The sequence below is a fragment of the Cupriavidus laharis genome, assembly GCF_914271435.1.
Taxonomy (GTDB): Bacteria; Pseudomonadota; Gammaproteobacteria; order Burkholderiales; family Burkholderiaceae; genus Cupriavidus; species Cupriavidus laharis.
The window spans coordinates 630153-648141 of sequence record NZ_CAJZAI010000001.1 but is presented as its reverse complement, the minus strand read 5'-3'; the positions used below and the strand labels follow the sequence as shown (position 1 = coordinate 648141).

At 68.0% G+C, this 17989-nt stretch carries 14 protein-coding genes; 7 read left to right on the top strand and 7 right to left on the bottom strand.

Translation table 11 applies throughout. The features are described from left to right. Positions 1-142: 142 nt before the first annotated feature. Positions 143-649 carry a gluconokinase gene (locus LDO29_RS02945; protein WP_224078287.1) on the bottom strand — a complete coding sequence of 169 codons (507 nt, stop codon included), beginning with the start codon at positions 647-649 and terminating at the stop codon, positions 143-145. A 136-nt stretch (positions 650-785) separates the two neighbouring features. Continuing rightward, positions 786-2681, bottom strand: a complete 1896-nt coding sequence (gene edd / locus LDO29_RS02940) for a phosphogluconate dehydratase (protein WP_224078286.1) — start codon at positions 2679-2681, stop codon at positions 786-788. 237 nt (positions 2682-2918) lie between these two features. On the opposite strand from edd, the gene LDO29_RS02935 reads away from it, so the two are divergent. Continuing rightward, positions 2919-3848 (top strand): MurR/RpiR family transcriptional regulator, encoded by a 930-nt coding sequence (locus tag LDO29_RS02935; protein ID WP_224078285.1) that lies wholly within the window; start codon positions 2919-2921, stop codon positions 3846-3848. Between the two features lie 12 nt (positions 3849-3860). Here LDO29_RS02935 and LDO29_RS02930 read toward each other — a convergent pair whose 3' ends face one another. The 4 genes from LDO29_RS02930 to LDO29_RS02915 all read right to left on the bottom strand — a co-directional run bounded on the left by LDO29_RS02930 (position 3861) and on the right by LDO29_RS02915 (position 9191). Continuing rightward, positions 3861-6272 carry a DNA internalization-related competence protein ComEC/Rec2 gene (locus LDO29_RS02930; protein WP_224078284.1) on the bottom strand — a complete coding sequence of 804 codons (2412 nt, stop codon included), beginning with the start codon at positions 6270-6272 and terminating at the stop codon, positions 3861-3863. A 70-nt stretch (positions 6273-6342) separates the two neighbouring features. After that, the gene (locus tag LDO29_RS02925) at positions 6343-7197 is read right to left on the bottom strand and encodes a TatD family hydrolase (RefSeq protein WP_224078283.1); all 855 of its coding nucleotides are present in this window, start codon (positions 7195-7197) and stop codon (positions 6343-6345) included. Between the two features lie 13 nt (positions 7198-7210). Further along, positions 7211-7948 (bottom strand): lipoprotein-releasing ABC transporter ATP-binding protein LolD, encoded by a 738-nt coding sequence (gene lolD, locus LDO29_RS02920; protein WP_224078282.1) that lies wholly within the window; start codon positions 7946-7948, stop codon positions 7211-7213. Further along, positions 7941-9191 carry a lipoprotein-releasing ABC transporter permease subunit gene (locus LDO29_RS02915; RefSeq protein ID WP_224078281.1) on the bottom strand — a complete coding sequence of 417 codons (1251 nt, stop codon included), beginning with the start codon at positions 9189-9191 and terminating at the stop codon, positions 7941-7943. The genes lolD and LDO29_RS02915 overlap by 8 nt, the downstream gene beginning before the upstream one ends. Before the next feature lie 105 nt (positions 9192-9296). On the opposite strand from LDO29_RS02915, the gene LDO29_RS02910 reads away from it, so the two are divergent. After that, a complete protein-coding gene (locus LDO29_RS02910) occupies positions 9297-10397 on the top strand; it encodes a hypothetical protein (protein ID WP_224078449.1) in 1101 nt (366 codons plus the stop codon). Positions 10398-10434: 37 nt separating this feature from the next. After that, a complete protein-coding gene (gene recJ, locus LDO29_RS02905) occupies positions 10435-12132 on the top strand; it encodes a single-stranded-DNA-specific exonuclease RecJ (protein WP_224078280.1) in 1698 nt (565 codons plus the stop codon). A gap of 14 nt (positions 12133-12146) precedes the next feature. Here the strand turns inward: recJ and LDO29_RS02900 are convergent, their stop codons facing one another. Next, complete coding sequence (locus LDO29_RS02900; protein ID WP_224078279.1) at positions 12147-12863, bottom strand: peptidoglycan DD-metalloendopeptidase family protein; 717 nt, start codon at positions 12861-12863, stop codon at positions 12147-12149. A 202-nt stretch (positions 12864-13065) separates the two neighbouring features. Between LDO29_RS02900 and prfB the strand changes: the two genes are divergently transcribed. The 4 genes from prfB to LDO29_RS02880 all read left to right on the top strand — a co-directional run bounded on the left by prfB (position 13066) and on the right by LDO29_RS02880 (position 17871). Continuing rightward, positions 13066-14170 (top strand): peptide chain release factor 2 gene (prfB, locus tag LDO29_RS02895; protein ID WP_224078278.1). Its coding sequence is split into 2 segments (ribosomal slippage): positions 13066-13146 and positions 13148-14170, totalling 1104 coding nucleotides; the frame shifts between segments, so codons are not numbered across the junction. 93 nt (positions 14171-14263) lie between these two features. After that, a complete protein-coding gene (locus tag LDO29_RS02890; protein WP_224078277.1) occupies positions 14264-15022 on the top strand; it encodes an SDR family oxidoreductase in 759 nt (252 codons plus the stop codon). A gap of 51 nt (positions 15023-15073) precedes the next feature. Further along, positions 15074-16615, top strand: coding sequence for a lysine--tRNA ligase (gene lysS, locus LDO29_RS02885; RefSeq protein WP_224078276.1), 1542 nt, complete (start codon positions 15074-15076; stop codon positions 16613-16615). A gap of 230 nt (positions 16616-16845) precedes the next feature. Continuing rightward, complete coding sequence (locus LDO29_RS02880; protein WP_224078275.1) at positions 16846-17871, top strand: porin family protein; 1026 nt, start codon at positions 16846-16848, stop codon at positions 17869-17871. Positions 17872-17989: the final 118 nt, after the last annotated feature.

The following is a 17989-nucleotide window of genomic DNA, read 5'->3' as shown; positions in this document are numbered from 1 at the left end:
TTCCTGGCTGTACAGCTGTCGAGTGACTGGCCCTTTCAGCATACCTGTGCCAGCGAAAGCCGCAAGTCCCCCGCGGCTGCGCGGCACGGAAACGGGTTAAGCAAGATACCTGCCAGCGCAACGGCAGGCGGCGCGCCCAAGGTCAGCGCACGGCCGCGACGCTGTGCCTTTCGCCGTCGGCAAGAATGGCTTGCACCAGCGCCTCCGGCGTCTGCCGGATATCGAGCACGAGAGCGCCGTGGGGCTCCTCCAGTGTCTCGAGCTGGCTCTGCAACAGCGCCGGGTTGAAGAAATGGTCCGTGCGCGCGGACAGGCGCGAGCCGATCAACGACGCATCGCCCTTCATGTAGACGAACGTCACGCCACCGTCCGGCGGCGTGAGCCGTTCGCGGTACGCCTGGCGCAGCGCGGAGCAGGTGAACACGTGGGTGCGGCCCTCGGCCCGGGCGGCATCGATGGCTTCGCGCATGGCCGCCAGCCACGGCCAGCGGTCTTCGTCGGTGAGCGGGATGCCGGCGTGCATCTTGGCCTTGTTGGCGGCGCTGTGGAACTCGTCCGCGTCATGGAATGCGCAGCCCAGGCGTTGCGCCAGCAATTCGCCAACTGTCGACTTGCCGCTGCCGGAAACGCCCATCAGGATATAGATCATGTCTGCTCCATCGATCATGGTGTCGGATGGTTTGCCCCATCCTTGTCGGTAGCCTGGTGCCGGCAGGCGGCACGCAGGTGCCCGGCACGCGGCTGGCGCCGGCCGGGGAATCGGGTGAAACGGGCCTGTGGCCCGACTATTGTGCGACGGAATGTGCCGCCGTGGCAGTTCCGGGTGCGGCCGCCGCAGGGACGGCATCCGCCTCGGACAGGTCAAGTGCGCTGCCGCCCTCTTCCGCCATGCGCGCGTGGCGCCGGAACAGCCCGAACAGGCCGCGGCCCACGCTGAATTGCGCGAAATCATCGGCCGGCGCGGGCGCCACCGGACGAGCCGCGAACTCCGCGGGGTCGCCGAGCCAGGCAAGCGTACCGGCCACGGCGTCCACGCGCAGCCGATCGCCATCGCGCACGCGCGCGAGCGGACCACCGGCCAGCGCTTCGGGACCCACGTGGATCACCGCGGGCACCTTGCCGGACGCACCCGACATGCGCCCGTCCGTGACCAGCGCCACGTGGTGGCCGGCGTCCTGCAGCGCACCGAGCACGGGCGTGAGGCGATGCAGCTCGGGCATGCCGTTGGCATTGGGCCCCTGAAAGCGCACCACGGCCACCACGTCGCCGTTCAGCTCGCCCGCCTCGAAGGCGGCCTGCAGGGCCTCCTGCGAGTCGAACACGCGCGCCGGCGCCTCGACCACGCGGTGTTCCGGGGCCACGGCGGACACCTTGATCACGCCGCGCCCCAGGTTGCCCTGCATCAGGCGCAGGCCGCCCTCGGCCGAGAACGGCTCGGCCATCGTGGCCAGCACCTGCGCATCGCCGCTGGCGCTTGCGCCATCGCGCCAGCGCAGGACACCGTCGATCAGCACCGGCTCCTGGGTGTAGCGCGCCAGCCCGGGGCCAGCCACGGTCTGCACGTCCTCATGCACGAGTCCGGCCTCCAGCAGCTGGCCGATCACATAGCCCGTGCCGCCCGCGGCATGGAAGTGGTTCACGTCCGCCGAGCCGTTCGGATACACGCGCGCAAGCAGCGGCGTGACGCGGGACAGGCGGTCAAAATCGTCCCAGTCGATCAGCACGCCGGCGGCGCGCGCCATGGCGACCAGGTGGATGGTGTGGTTGGTGGAGCCGCCGGTAGCCAGCAAGCCGACCATCGCGTTGACGACCGCGCGCTCGTCGACGATGCGAGCCATCGGCAGGTATTCGCCGCCTCGCGCCGACAGTGCCAGCGCGCGCTGCGCCGCCGCGGCGGTCAGCGCGTCACGCAGGCCGCTGTCCGGGTGGACGAACGCCGCGCCCGGCAGGTGCAGGCCCATGATTTCCATCAGGAACTGGTTGCTGTTGGCCGTGCCGTAGAAGGTGCAGGTGCCGGCGCTGTGATAGGCCTCGCATTCGGCTTCAAGCAAAGCTTCCCGGCCTACCTGGCCAGTTGCGTAGAGCTGGCGCACGCGGGCCTTCTCCTTGTTCGGCAGGCCACTCGCCATCGGCCCGGCCGGCACGAACACGACCGGAAGATGACCAAACTGCAACGCGCCCATGACGAGGCCCGGCACGATCTTGTCGCACACGCCCAGCATTACCGCCGCGTCGAACGTGTTGTGGGACAGCGATACCGCCGTGCTCATGGCGATCGCGTCGCGCGAGAACAGCGACAGCTCCATACCCGGATTGCCCTGCGTGATGCCGTCGCACATCGCCGGCACGCCGCCGGCCACCTGCGCCACGGCGCCCACGGCGCGCGCCGCTTCGCGGATCACGCCGGGGTAGCGCTCGTACGGCTGATGCGCGGACAGCATGTCGTTGTAGGCCGTCACGATGCCCAGGTTGGGCGCATGCTCCACGCGTAGCTTGAGCTTGTCGTGGGCCGGCAGCGCGGCAAAGCCGTGAGCCAGGTTGGCGCAGGACAGGCCGCGCAGCGGGCCAAGCTCCGCCTGGGCCCGCTCGCAGCGCGCAAGGTACGCCGCACGGCTCGCGCGGCTGCGCTCGGTGATGCGCCGGGTCACGGCAAGGATTTCAGCATGGACGGCGTGGGGCATGGACGAACGTTCCTGTAGGAAGTCCAGGCGGATTTGACCGCCCTCGACATGTAGATTTTCTACATTATAGCGACACCGCCATCACCTGAGCAGCCTCGCGCACGTCACAAATCCCCGAAAAATACCAAAATTCGGGAAACCCCTAGTGCCATCAATCAACAATCGGCTGATTCCCGATGACTTCCGCGCTGTAGAATATCTACATTCACGATCTTCCCGCAACACCCTGCCAACGTCATGCGCGACCGAATCCTTGCCGTCTACGACACGCTCCGCCCGTCCGAACGCCGCCTGGCCGACTATGTGGCCCGCCACGGCGCCAGCGTGATCCGGCTCTCGATGCCCGAGCTGGCCGAGCGCGCCGGGGTGTCGCAACCCACGATCGCGCGTTTCTGCGCGGCGCTGGGCTACGATGGATTCCGCGAATTCAAGCTGCAGTTCGCCCAGAACGTAGGCGGCGGCACACCGTTCGTCCACCAGGACGTGAAGCCGGACGATGGCCCGGCCGACATCGCCTGCAAGGTGTTCGACCGCACCATTGCCACGCTGATGAGCGTGCGCAATGCGCTGTCGGCGGACCAGATCGAGCACGGCATCCGCCTGCTGGCCGCCGCGCGCCGGATCGAGTTCTACGGCTGCGGCAATTCGGGCATCGTGGCACTCGACATCCAGCACAAGTTCTTTCGCCTGGGCATGCCCACCACGGCCTACTCCGACCCGCATGTGTTCAGCATGTCCGCCGCGCTGCTGGGGCCGGGCGATGTGGCCGTGCTGGTTTCCAACAGCGGCCGCACGTGGGACATGCTGACCGCCGCCACGCTGGCCCGCTCCAGCGGCGCGAGCGTGCTGGCGCTGACGCACAGCGGCTCGCCGCTGGCCAGGCTGGCCGATGTCTGCGTGTTCTCCGACGTGGAGGAGGACAGCGAGGTCTATACGCCGATGACTTCGCGCATCAGCCATCTCGTGCTCGGTGACGTGCTCGCGGCCGGCGTGGCGCTCGAACGTGCCGATACCGTCGCCGCCGGCCTGCAGCGCGCCAAGGCCCATCTGCGCGAGCGCCGCATCGGCGGCGCCGAGCCCGCGCGCGCGCCGCAGGAGCCGGATGCACCGGTACCGCCCACCAGCCGCAAGGCAACATCGCGGGCGCGCGCCCGGACTGCCGGCTGAGGACGCACCCCACTATCGCGGCGCGACCGGTGCGTCGCGCCAATAGCGTGGCTCCGCTTGGCGAAACGCGTCCATGGCGTAGGCCTGGCCGTGCGTGGACATCGTGACCGCCCCGGTTTCGTCCGTGCGGTAGCGCAGGATGCCGGCGTCGCCATAGCGCTCCCAGACGTCGGCGCGCGGATGCTGGTAACGGTTGCGATAGCCGAGCTGGAACACCGCGGCACCAGGGTTGACGGCCGCGAGCCACTCCGGACTGGAAGAGGTGCCGCTGCCATGATGCGGCACGACGAGGACATCGGCGCGCAGCAGATTGCCAGGCAGCCGCTCGACGAGCTCACGCTCTTCCGCCTTGCCGATGTCGCCGGTCAGCAGCACGCGATGACGGCCGTTGTCCACGCGCAGCACGCAGCTCCGCGCATTGCTCGCCAGGGCCGCATCGCGCGATTGTCCTGCGCCGGGATGAAGCACCGTGAAATCAACCCCATCCCACTCCCAATGCTGGCCGGCCGCGCACGGCTCCCATTCGGCCTTGCCCAGCAGCGCATGCCCGGACGGCGCCGCAGTGAACCGGACATCGACCGGCACGGCCGCCATGACGTGCTGCGCGCCGCCGGCGTGGTCGGCATCTTCGTGACTCACCATGAGATGGTCCAGCCGGCGCACTCCCAGCGCGCGCAGATAGGGCACGACGACTTGAGCGCCGGCGCTGCCGCCCGATGCATAGGCAGGGCCGGCATCGTAGAGCAAGGCATGTGCGCGCGTCTGCACCAGTACGGCCGTGCCCTGTCCCACATCGAGCATCGCTGCCCGGAATTCCCCGGGCGCCACGTCATCGCCGCGCGCGAGCAGCATGGGCAGCATCAACAGCAGCCCATGCAGCCGTATGCGCAGCCCGAAGGCGGCCGGGGCAAGCAGGACGAGCATACCCAGCAAGGCCAGCACCGTCTCCAGTACCCCGGCCTGCGCGGTTTCCCAGACGACCCATTCGGGCGATGCCAGCCACCGCAGCATCTCCACCAGCCACGCCAGCGCCTGGTGTGCAACGGCCAGCAACGGGCCGGCCAGCACGGCCGGCATCACCGCGCCGAGCAATGCCAGTGGCGTGACCAGCATGCTGACCACGGGAATCGCGACCGCGTTGGCCAATGGGGAAATCACGGGAAATTGCCGGAACAGCAGGAGCGTGAGCGGTACCAGCCCGAGCGTGACCGCCCACTGTGTACGCACCGCCGAGGCCAGCGTGGCGCGCACGCGTGCCCGGAAGCCACTGACAGGAACATCGGGCCGCGACGCCGCCAGGAAGATCACGCCTACCGCGCCAAATGACAGCCAGAAGCCCGGCAGCATCACCGCCCACGGGTCCAGCAGAAGCGCGACGAACGCCGCCCACGCGAGCACCATCGATGCCGGCGGCGTGCGCGCGCTCCACGCGGCCAGCGCGGCGATCGACAGCATCGCCACCGTGCGCAGCGCGGGAATCTGCAGCCCGGCGATCAGCCCGTAGCCCAGGCCGGCCAGCACTGCTGCCACGAGCGCTGCCTGCCGCGCCGGGCACCGCAGCGGCAGCGGCCGGCGCAGGCGGCGCCCGAGGCCAAACGAATGCCGCCAGGCCCAGTGCATGAGCCCCGCGGCCATGCCGGCGATCATGGTGATATGGAGCCCCGAGATGCTGACGAGATGGCCGATGCCGGTGCGGCTGAACAGCAGCCAGTCGTCGCCTTCTATTCCACGCTGGTCGCCAACAACCAACGCCACCAGCACCGGCGCGAAACGCGCATCGACCGGAAGCGCCGCGCGGATGTGGTCGCGCAGTGCGGCACGTTGCGCCTGAATGCGCCACGCCAGCCGTTCATGCGCCGCTTCGTGCGGGCCGTTGCGGACGCTGCGCACATAACCCGTCGCGCCATAGCCTTGCGCGAGCAGCCAGTATGCGTAGTCGAAACCGTGGGGATTGGCCAGCCCGCGCGGACGGCGCAATCGCACCGTGAATGCATAGCGCTGGCCCGGGCGCAATTCAGCGGGAGCTTCGCGCCAGGTCAGCACGACGTGTTCCGGCACGCGTTCGCCGCGCGGTGCGGCCTCGACTGTGAAGGCAAAGCGCGCACCCTGCGACAGTTCGGCCGGCAGGCCGGACACCACGCCGTCCACCTCGATGTCGCGCGCCTCGAGCTGCGTCGGCAGCCAGTCGCCCATGCGCGCGTGCGCGCGCCACGCTGCCCAGCAAAACGCCACGGAAACCGCCAGCAGAACCGCCAGCCCACGCGCTTTCCAGCTGGCAGGTCTGCGCCGGACGAGCCGGACAGCCAGGATTGCCAGAGCGGCCAATACGAGCACCGCCATGCCGAGCGTGCTTGCCGCCGGCAGCCTGCCCTGCCGCTGCAGGGCCCAGCAGCCGGCTACGAAACCCAGCAGGATCAGGCGCACGAAGCGTCCCCGGCAAGTTCAGAGGGCCATCGTTGTACCCTCGCGCCACCGGAAAAAACTTGTCAGCGTGTCAACGGTTGTTGTCGGATGGGTTATTGCCGGCGGGCGCCATCGCGTCCGCGAACGCGGCCAGGCGTGGCAGCGCGGCAACCGAATTGCGCCACATGGCCTGCGCCAGCGCGGGCGGCTCCAGCCCGCGCAGTTCGCCGAGCACGCGCGCGACGCCCGCGACTTCGGCGGGCGTATTGCGGGCCTTGTGCTGCTCGCCGAACTGGTCGTCGGACAGCCACGCGGGGGCAATATCGGGCGCATCGGTCTCCAGCACCAGCGCATCGAGTGGCAGCTCGGTGGCCAGCCGGCGAATCTGCCGCGCGCGGCTGAACGTCACGTTGCCGCCAAAGCCCAGTTTGAGTCCCTGCTCGATGAAGCGGCGCGCCTGGTCGTGGCTGCCATTGAAGGCATGGGCGATGCCCTGCCGCACGCCCAGCTTGCGCAGTTGTGCGCAGACCTGGTCCTGCGACTTGCGCACGTGCAGCAGCACCGGCAGGTCGAACTCGCGCGCGATCTTCAACTGCTCGATATACAGCCAGGTCTGGTGTTCCGCGTCGAGGCCGGCAACGAAGAAGTCGAGGCCGATCTCGCCGACGCCGACAAAGCGCGGATCATCGATCGACGCCGCCACCTCCCTGCGCAACGCATCCACATCGGCCTGCGTCGTATCAGTCGAGCACAGCGGATGGATGCCGAGCGCATAGACGCAGCGTGAGTCCTGCCGCGCAAGCGTGCGCACCGCGTCGAAGTTCCACACCGCCACCGCCGGCACCACGATGCCGGTCACGCCCGCAGCCGCGGCAGCATCAGCCACCTGGCCGCGGTCGCGGTCGAATTCGCTGGCGTCGAGATGGCAATGGGTGTCGATCCACATGGCTGCCGGAGGGTCAGCGTTCCTGATGCAGGTGCCCGTCGCGCAGCCGCAATACCCGGTCGCAGCGATTGGCCAGGTCCAGGTCGTGCGTGACGATGACAAAGCTGGTGCCCAGCGTGCGCGACAGTTCGAGCATCAGGTCGTACACGCCGCCGGCGGTGTGGTCGTCGAGGTTGCCGGTCGGTTCGTCGGCGAGCACGCAGGCCGGCTGCCCGACCAGCGCCCGCGCAATCGCCACGCGCTGGCGCTCGCCGCCCGACAGTTCGCCGGGGCGATGCTTCGAACGGCCGCCCAGGCCGACACGCTCGAGCATGGCCTGCGCCGCGTCGCGCGCCTGCTGCTGGTTCAGCCCACGGATACGCATGGGCATGGCCACGTTGTCGAGCGCCGTGAATTCCGGCAGCAGGTGGTGGAACTGGTAGACGAAGCCGAGCGAGCGATTGCGGACCACATTGCGCTCGCGCTCGCGCAGCGCCGTGAACGGCTTGCCGTGCAGCGCAACGCGGCCGGCGTCAGGATTGTCCAGCCCGCCCAGCACATGCAGCAGCGTGCTCTTGCCCGAGCCTGAAGCGCCGACGATGGCAACTTTCTCGCCCGCTTCCACACGCACGTCCACGCCTTTCAGCACTTCGACGTCGAGCCCGCCCTGGCGGAAACGCTTGAACAGGCCTTCGCCCAGCAGCACCGGCGTGCCCGTGCGCGGCAGCCCGCCGACGGGCCGGGTATCGGCTTGCAGCATGGCTTCACTCATAGCGCAGTGCCTCCGCCGGATTGACGCGGGCGGCGCGCCAGCTTGGGTAGATCGTGGCCAGCGTGGCCAGCACGAAGGAAATGATGCCGATGGTGGCGATATCGTTCACACGCGGGTCCGAGGGCAGTTCGCTGATGAAATAGATGTCGCGCGGCAGGAACTGCACGTGCAGCAGCCGCTCGATGAAAGGCACGATCACGTCGATATTGGTGGCGATCAGCGTGCCGCCCGCCACGCCCAGCAAGGTGCCGATGAAGCCGATCGCCACGCCCTGCACGATGAAGATCTTCATGATCGATCCGGGCTGCGCGCCCATGGTGCGCAGGATGGCAATGTCGGCCTGCTTGTCGGTGACCGTCATCACCAGCGTCGACACCAGGTTGAACGCGGCCACGGCGATGATCAGCGTCAGGATGATGAACATCATGCGCTTCTCGGTCTGCACCGCGGCGAACCAGTTCCGGTTCTGCTTGGACCAGTCGCGCAGGTAGAGCTCGCCCGACATCGTGCCGGCCAGTTCGTTGGCCACCTGCGGGGCGCGCTGCATGTCCGCCAGCTTCAGGCGCACGCCGGTCGGGCCGGTCATGCGGAACAACGTCTCGGCATCGCGGATATTGACGAGGGCCAGCGCGCTGTCGAACTCGAAATGGCCCGAAGAGAACACGCCGACCACCGTGAACTGCTTCAGGCGCGGCAGCACGCCGGCCGGCGTGATGGTGCCCTGCGGCGCCAGCAGCGTGATCTTGTCGCCGACCTGCACGCCCATGGCGTTGGCCAGTTCATTACCGAGCGCAATGCCGAACTCGCCCGGCTGCAGGCTTTCCATGTGGCCGGCCTTGAACTGCTTGCCGATGTCCGACACCTTCGGCTCCTCAGCCGGGTCCACGCCGCGCAGCAGCACGCCGCGCACGGCATCTTCGCGTGTCACCATGGCCTGGGCCGCCACGTATGGCGCCGCACCCACGACTTCCTTGTTCTGCATGGCCTCGGCCGCGGTGCGTTGCCAGTCCGGCAGCGCCGACGGGCCGATCACCTCGATATGCGACAGCACCGACAGCATGCGGTCGCGCACTTCCTTCTGGAAGCCGTTCATCACCGACAGCACCACGATCAGCGCGGCCACGCCGAGCGCGATGCCCGACATCGAGATCATCGAGATGAACGATATGAACGTATTGCGGCTGGCGCGCTTGCTTGCGCGGGTGTATCGCCAGCCAATCTGCCACTCGTAGGGAAAGTTCAAGAGGGTTCCTGTTGTTTCGGGAAAGCGCCCTGTCCGGTGGCGCAGGTGTCCCGCGCCACACGCAAGGCTGGCGCCGGCCAGCCGGAAGTTTACAATCTCGCCACCATGATGACGCACCTGACCCTGATTGTGCCCTTTTCCGTCCCGCCGGGTGCCGGCGACGACGCCACGGACGACGTCGTGCCCGGCGCGCTGCTGCGGCAGTTGGAGTTGCCCGCGCTCGGAAAGTTGCTGACCCGGGCGACACCCGGCCAGCGCGAGCGGCACGACGACCCCTGGCTGCGCAGCCTGCCGCACGAACGCTGGCTGGCCGGCAAGGCCGGACTGGACACGGCCAGGGTGCCGATGGCGCCCTATATGCGCCTGGCCGACAGCGGCGTCGCCGCGCCGGCGGACCACGACGGCTGGGCCTGCCTGCAACTCGTGCACATCCATGCCGCGCGCGACCACCTGGTGCTGATGCACCCGGACCAGCTGCGCGTGCGTGACGAGGAAGCCGCATCACTGCACGCCGCCATCGAGCCGTTGCTGCGCGAGGCGGACATCACGCTCGAGACGCCCTGCGCGGCCCGCTGGTACCTGCCGGAAGCCGTGTTCGGCCCGCTGGACGCCACCACGCCGCTGCGCGCCACCGGCCGCAATATCGACATCTGGCTGCAGGCCGGCGAGCGCGCGCGCGACTGGCGCCGACTGCAGAACGAGATCCAGATGACGTGGTTCGATCACCCGGTCAACCAGGCACGCGAGGCGGCCGGCGAACTGCCCGTCAATTCCGTCTGGCTGTACGGCGGCGGCGCGATGCAGCCGGTGCCGAAGCTGGCCGACGCCATCGTGACCGACGATCCTTTCCTGGCCGGCCTGGGGCTCGCCGGTGGCAGCCGCGTCGCGGCCATACCGGCCGGATTTGCCGGTCTGCCGACCGAAGGCTCGGCCATGGCGATGCTCGACAGCGCCACCGAAGCCCATATCGCCGAAGACTGGGGCCTGTGGATCGAACGCATGCACGCGCTGGACGCCGACTGGTTCGCGCCGGCGCTGCAGGCGCTTGGCGACGGCAGCATCGAAGCCATCACGCTGGTGCTCGGCGGCGAGAACCACTTCGCCGAGTTCACCGTGCGCCGCGCCGACCTGCGCAAGTTCTGGCGCGGCATGGGCCAGCGCGGCGACTGGCGCGCGCTGCTGTCCGACCTCGCCTTCACCGCCTGAACCCCCGAATACAGATACAGAAGAAGCAGACCGCCCCATGACCCGGATTGCCATCCGCCCCTACTCCACCGAGCACGCCAGCACCCTGGCCGCCGCCGGCCTGCACCCGACCCTGGCCCGCATCCTGTCCGCGCGCGGCGTGGCGCAGCCGTCCGAACTCTCCACCGAACTGCCGGAGCTGGTGCCGCCCGCGGCCATGAAGGGCATCGGCCATGCCGCCGGGTACCTGGCCGACGCGATTGCAGCACAAAAGCGCCTGCTGATCGTGGCCGACTATGACTGCGACGGCGCGACGGCCTGCGCGGTCGGCGTGCGCGGGCTGCGCATGCTGGGCGCACGCGTGGAATACATCGTCCCCAACCGTTTCGAGTACGGCTATGGGCTGACGCCGGAGATCGTCGCACTGGCTGCGAAGCAGCAGCCCGACGTGATCGTGACGGTCGACAACGGCATTGCGAGCGTCGACGGCGTGGCAGCCGCCAACGCGCTGGGCATCGACGTGGTGGTGACCGACCACCACCTTCCGGGCGCGGAGCTGCCCGAGGCGGCGGTGATCGTCAATCCGAACCAGCCGGGCTGTGAATTCCCCAGCAAGAACCTGGCCGGCGTGGGCGTGATGTTCTACGTGCTGCTGGCGCTGCGCGCCGAACTGCGCAAGCGCGGTGTCTACACGCAGCAAACCCAGCCACCGCTGCAAACGCTGCTGGATCTGGTGGCCCTGGGAACGGTGGCCGACGTGGTCAAGCTCGACGCCAACAACCGCATCCTGGTGGCACAGGGCCTGAAGCGGATGCGTGCCGGCCGCATGCAACCGGGCGTCGCCGCGCTGTTCCGTGCCGCGGGCCGTGAGGCCGCGCGGGCCAACACCTTCGACCTTGGTTTCGGCCTGGGCCCGCGGCTGAATGCCGCCGGCCGGCTCGCCGACATGTCGCTCGGCATCGAATGCCTGCTGACAGACGATGCCAACCGTGCCTGGGAAATCGCCCAGGAGCTGGACGGCATGAACCGCGAGCGGCGCGACATCGAAGCCGGCATGCAGCAGGAAGCCTTGCAGATCCTCGAACAGCCGCTGGCCGGCCTCGATCCGTCGGCACGCTTTACCGTCAGCGTGTTCAACGACACCTGGCACCAGGGCGTGATCGGCATCGTCGCCTCGCGGCTGAAGGACAAGTTCCATCGCCCGACCATCACCTTCGCGCCCGGCGACGACACCACGGTCAAGGGGTCCGGCCGCTCGATCCCCGGCTTCCACCTGCGCGATGCGCTCGACCTGGTCTCCAAGCGCTGCCCGGGCATGATGGTCAAGTTCGGCGGCCACGCCATGGCGGCCGGCCTGACCGTGCGCGCCGAGCGCTTTGCCGAGTTCCAGGAAGCCTTCGAAGCGGTCGGCAGGGAATGGCTGACCGACGACCAGCTCGCGCGCGTGATCGAGACCGACGGCGACATCGAGGACCAGTGCTTCAGCCCGGAATTCGTCACGCTGCTGGAGCAGCAGGTGTGGGGCCAGGGCTTTCCGGCGCCGACCTTCTGCGGCGAGTTCGACGTGCTGCGCCAGAGCGTGCTCAAGGGCAAGCACCTCAAGCTGCAGCTCGGGCGCGGCAAGCAGCGCTTCGACGCGATCTGGTTCAATCACGCCGACGAGCTCGGCGCCAGCGCTCAGGTAGCCTACCGGCTCGACAACAATACCTTCAACGGCATCACGCGCGTACAGCTCGTGATCGAGCACGCGCAGTAGCGGAGCGCAGCCCCTTAGCCGCGCGCTGGCAGGTAGTTGGCCGGATCGACCGGCTTGCCGTTGCCGCGCACTTCGAAGTGCAGTTCGCCAGCGGTGTTGCCCATGCGGCCGACGTCCTGGCCCGCGGCAACGCGCGCGCCTTCGCTGACCAGCGGCTTGTCCAGGTTGCCGTAGACGGTCAGCCAATCGTCGTTGTGCTTGACAATCACCAGCATGCCGTAGCCGCGCAAGTTGCCGACGTGGATGGCCCAGCCCGCCGCGGCGGCCTTCACGGTGCCGCCAGGCGGTACCGCAATGGTCAGGCCCTTGCTCGCAGGCGGCGAGAAGCGCGCCATGACCTTGCCGTCGGCGGGCCACTGCAGCCGGATCGCGCTCGCGGGCGGCTTCGACTGGCCGCCGGCGTCCGCGCGCGGCGTATCAGTCACATTCTGAGGCGGCGTGCCGGATGACGAAGCGGTCGCCGTGCCCGGCGGCCTGACCCGGATAAGCTGGCCGACTTCGATGCGATCCGCGCTCGGCAGGTTGTTCCAGCGCACCAGATCGCGCACATTGCGGCGATGCTTGCGCGCGATCGAATACAGCGTGTCGCCGCTCTCCACGCGGTAGAAGCCCTCGGGCGCGGGTTCGGAGGACATGGTGCCGCAACCGGCGGCCAGCGCGGCGGAAGCGGCCGCGAGTATCCATCCCAGCATCCGGCGTCGGCCGGCAATATCGTGTCTAGTTGGCGTCATTCGTCCCTGTTGGTGTGGTCTTCGGGGGGCGACTTGCGGGTCTGCAGGGGCTCTATTATCGCCGCCGGCGCCACGCGGCCCGCCCAGTAGACCGCCGGCGGGGTCCGCAGTTCGGGCGGGAATGGGCTGCCGGCGCCGCCCGGCGGCCCGAAATACGGCCCGAATCCGCTATAATTCAAGGTTTTCGAAGCGCAGGATCATCATGGAAGCAGAACGCCTCAACGCCATCTCCGGTGCCATCTCCGATCTCCGTTCCCGGACGGAAGATCTACGGGGGTATCTTTGACTACGATGTCAAAGTAGGAAGGCTGGAAGAAGTCAACGGCCTGCTGGAAGACCCGGACGTCTGGAACAACCCCAAGCGCGCCCAGGATCTCGGCAAGGAAAAGAAAGCACTCGAGGGCGTGGTGAGCGTCCTCGGCAAGCTCACGGACGACCTCAATGGTGCCGATGAGCTGTTCGAGCTCGCCAGGGAAGAAGGCGACGACGAAACCCTCGAGTCGATCGAGACCGACGTCAAGGGCTTCGAGGAAATCGTGGCGGGGATGGAATTCCGCCGGATGTTCTCGGGCGAGATGGACCAGGCCAACGCCTTCATCGACATCCAGGCCGGCGCCGGCGGCACCGAAGCGTGCGACTGGGCGTCCATGTTGCTGCGCCAGTACCTGAAGTACTGCGAACGCAAGGGCTTCAAGGCCGAGGTGCTCGAAGAATCCGAAGGCGACGTGGCCGGCATCAAGAGCGCGACCATCAAGATCGAGGGCGAATACGCCTTCGGCTACCTGCGCACGGAAACGGGCGTGCACCGGCTGGTGCGCAAGTCGCCGTTCGATTCGTCGGGCGGACGCCATACCTCGTTCTCGTCGGTGTTCGTGTATCCGGAAGTCGATGACTCGTTCGAGGTCGAGGTCAACCCGGCCGACCTGCGCGTGGATACCTACCGCGCTTCGGGCGCCGGCGGCCAGCACATCAACAAGACCGATTCGGCCGTGCGGATCACGCACATCCCGACCGGCATCGTGGTGCAGTGCCAGAACGACCGTTCGCAGCACCGCAACCGTGCCGAGGCCATGTCGATGCTGAAGTCGCGCCTGTACGAGCACGAGATGCGCAAGCGCCAGGCCGAGGCCGACAAGCTCGAAGCCGGCAAGACCGACGTGGGCTGGGGCCACCAGATCCGCTCGTACGTGCTGGACCAGAGCCGCATCAAGGACCTGCGCACCAACGTGGAAATGTCCAACACCCAGAAGGTGCTGGACGGCGATCTGGACCCGTTCATCGAGGCCAGCCTCAAGCAGGGACTGTAAGGCCGCTGCCATGTCCGCCGTGCGGGCATGGCAGCCCGGCAACCACCGCCAACGACGCACCGCCCGCCGGGCGGCTCCTCCAACCGGGGCATCATGAGCGAAGCAGACCACCTCTACATCATCACCGGCGCCTCGCGCGGGCTTGGTGCGGCACTGACCAATGCCCTGCTCGTGCCGGGCAACCGCCTGGTATGCGTGGCGCGCAGCCGCAACCTTGAGCTTGAGCGCGTTGCCACCATGAGCGGCGTGCCGGTAGCCTGGCACCTGCAGGACCTGTCGCAGCCCGCGTCGGCCGCCGGCTGGCTGTCCAGCGTGCTGGAGAGCCAGGACCAGCCGCCCGCCAGCGCCACGCTGATCCTGAACGCCGGCGTGGTCGAGCCGATCGGCCCCGTCTCGCGCCTGCAGGAAAGCACGTTGCTGCCGCACCTGCTGACCAACCTGGCCACGCCGATGATCATGACCGGCGCGTTCCTGGAACGCACCGAGAAGTTCGACTGCCCGCGCAAGGTGCTCGCCATCTCGTCCGGCGCGGCACGCCACCCGATCGAGGGCTGGAGCGCCTACTGCGCCGGCAAGGCCGGGCTCGACATGTTCATCCGCTCGGTCAACGCCGAGTACGCCGGCACGCCGGCGCCGCGCACCGTGCGCGCGGTGGCCCTGGCACCGGGCGTGGTCGACACCGGCATGCAGGACACCATCCGCAATGCCGACTTTGCCCAGGTGCAGCGCTTCCGCGACCTGAAAGCAAACCAGCAGCTTGCTTCCGCCGAAGAAACCGCCGGCCGCATCCTTGCTTACCTGCATCGCCCGGACTTCGGCAGCACCGAGCTGGACGACCTGCGCAATTACTGAAGCCATACTGAACCCGCGCGCGGCATGCCGCGCGCGACCCGACAAGACATCATGACCGAACCCACCCGCGCCCAGGCCGCACCGGCCTCAGACACGCCCGCCGCAGACGAGAACAAGATCATCGCGGAGCGGCGCGAGAAACTGGCGGCCCTGCGCCAGCAAGGCGTGGCCTTCCCCAACGATTTCCGCCCGACCCACCAGGCCGGCGCGCTGCACGCCCAGTATGGCGAGACCGACCAGCCCACGCTGGAAGCCAGCCCGGTGGAAGTCGCCATCGCCGGCCGCATGATGCTCAAGCGCGTGATGGGCAAGGCCAGCTTCGCCACCGTGCAGGACGGCAGCGGCCAGATCCAGTTCTACATCACGCGCGACAAGGTTGGCGAAGACGTCTACGCCGCCTTCAAGCACTGGGACCTCGGCGACATCATCAGCGCGCGCGGCGTGCTGTTCCGCACCAACAAGGGCGAGCTGTCGGTGCAGGTGCAGGAACTGCGCCTGCTGTCCAAGTCGCTGCGCCCGCTGCCGGACAAGTTCCACGGCCTGGCCGACCAGGAAATGAAGTACCGCCAGCGCTATGTGGACCTGATCGTCTCGCCGGAAACCCGCAATACCTTCCGCGCGCGCACCAAGGCGATGTCGTCGCTGCGCCGCCATATGGCCGACGCCGGCTTCATGGAAGTCGAAACGCCGATGCTGCACCCGATCCCGGGCGGCGCTGCGGCCAAGCCGTTCATCACGCACCACAACGCGCTGGACATGCAGATGTTCATGCGCATCGCGCCCGAGCTGTACCTGAAGCGCCTGATCGTCGGTGGCTTCGAGCGCGTGTTCGAGATCAACCGCAACTTCCGCAACGAGGGGGTGAGCCCGCGCCACAACCCCGAGTTCACCATGATGGAGTTCTACGCGGCCTACACGGACTACCGCTGGCTGATGGACTTCACCGAGAACCTGATCCGCCAGGCCGCCATCGACGCCAGTGGCACCGCCGTGCTGACCTACCAGGGCCGCGAACTGGACCTGTCGAAGCCGTTCCACCGCCTGACGATCTGCCAGGCCATCCAGAAATTCGCGCCGCAATACACCGACGCGCAGCTGGCCGACGCCGGGTTCCTGCGCACCGAGCTGAAGAAGTTCGGCGTCAACACCAGCGCGCCGCAGTTCCTCAACGCCGGAATTGGCACGCTGCAGCTCGTGCTGTTCGAGGAAACCGCCGAAAGCCAGCTCTGGGAGCCGACCTTCATCGTCGACTACCCGGTGGAAGTCTCGCCGCTGGCGCGTGCCTCGGACACGGTGCCGGGCATCACGGAGCGTTTCGAGCTGTTCATCACCGGCCGCGAGATCGCCAACGGCTTCTCGGAGCTCAACGATGCCGAAGACCAGGCCGAGCGCTTCCGCAAGCAGGTCGAGCAAAAGGACGCCGGCGACGAAGAGGCCATGTACTACGACGCCGACTACATCCGCGCGCTCGAATACGGCATGCCCCCGACGGGCGGCTGCGGCATCGGCATCGACCGCCTGGTGATGCTGCTGACCGACAGCCCGAACATCCGCGACGTCATTCTGTTCCCGCACCTGCGGCGGGAGGATTGAGTACAAGCCTGACACGCTGGCTGGTTTCTCCCCTTTGCCAGCGATCTGAGCCCCGCCCCAAGGCGGGGTTTTTCTTTGCTCCCGTGATTTGCTCACGCCCGGGGGAGCCCGTGTCCACGTACGCGTCCGGGCGGAATATTCCGTAACACAAAGAGCCCGGCCCTTCCGCAGAAACCTCCCCTGCACTTTGCTATGATTCCTGAGCGTCCAGGCTCATCGGAATCCACAAGATGCAATGCGCCAACCGCAGGACCTTCAGCATCTGGCAGCGCGTCATGCCCCTGGCTGGCAGCCTGCTGCTGGCCATGCTGCAGCAAGCGGCACACGGGCAGGAGCTGCTGCTGATGGGCGGCGCCTACACCAACCCGCCGATCCACGGTGACGACGACCGCAGCGCGGTCTATGCCTACAGCTACCAGCAGAACCTCACGGACAACTGGTATGCGACCTACACCTACCTGAACGAAGGACACATCAGCGGTCGCCATCGCGACGGCCACGGCGCCCAGCTATGGTGGCGCTGGCTGACACCTGGCCGCCAGTTTGCGTTCTCGGCAGGCGCCGGCCCCTACCTGTATTTCGACACCACGGACGCCCGGCCCGACGACAGCTACAGCAATCGCCATGGCGTCGCGCTGCTGGCCAGCACGGCCGCAACCTGGTACGTCAGGGGCGGCCCCTGGATGGTGCAGGCGCGGTTCAACCGCATCCAGGCACCGTCTAGCTTCAACGCCAACACGCTGTTGCTCGGTGTGGGCTACCAGCTCGACCATGGCCGGCGCGACGGCCCGTTCGTTGCGGGCACGCGCACCAGTGCCCTGACCGGCGACGAGCTGACGATCTTTCTTGGCACCAATATCGTCAACAGCTTTGATTCGGAAACGGACTTCGCGGCGGCAGTGGAGTACCGGCACGGTTTCTGGCGGGGCGTCGAAGGAACGCTGAGCTACTTCTCGGAGGGCAGTTCGGACCTGCTGCGCCGCCGCGGCGTGGCGGCGCAGGCGTGGCTCAGCGGTGGATTCTTTGGCGACCGGCTGACGCTAGGCGTCGGCGCCGGTCCGTACTATGCCACCACGCTGCATGTCGGCGGGCCGGGGGCGGATAGCTCGCCCTCGCGCTGGGCCGGGCTGCTGACGATGTCGGCCAGCTACCGCATCAGCGAGCACTGGCTGGGCCGGCTGTCGTGGAACCGCGTGATGACCGGCTACGACCGCGACGCCGACATCTTCCTGGCAGGCGTCGGCTATCGCTTCTGATAGCGGGACTCCTGCAACTGGTCGTCGAATGCGAGCGTCCCGGGCCCCACGGCACTCGTACGGAAGGACGCCCATACCCTGGCGGCCGACGCTGCGAATATTGCAATAGTTGACACAT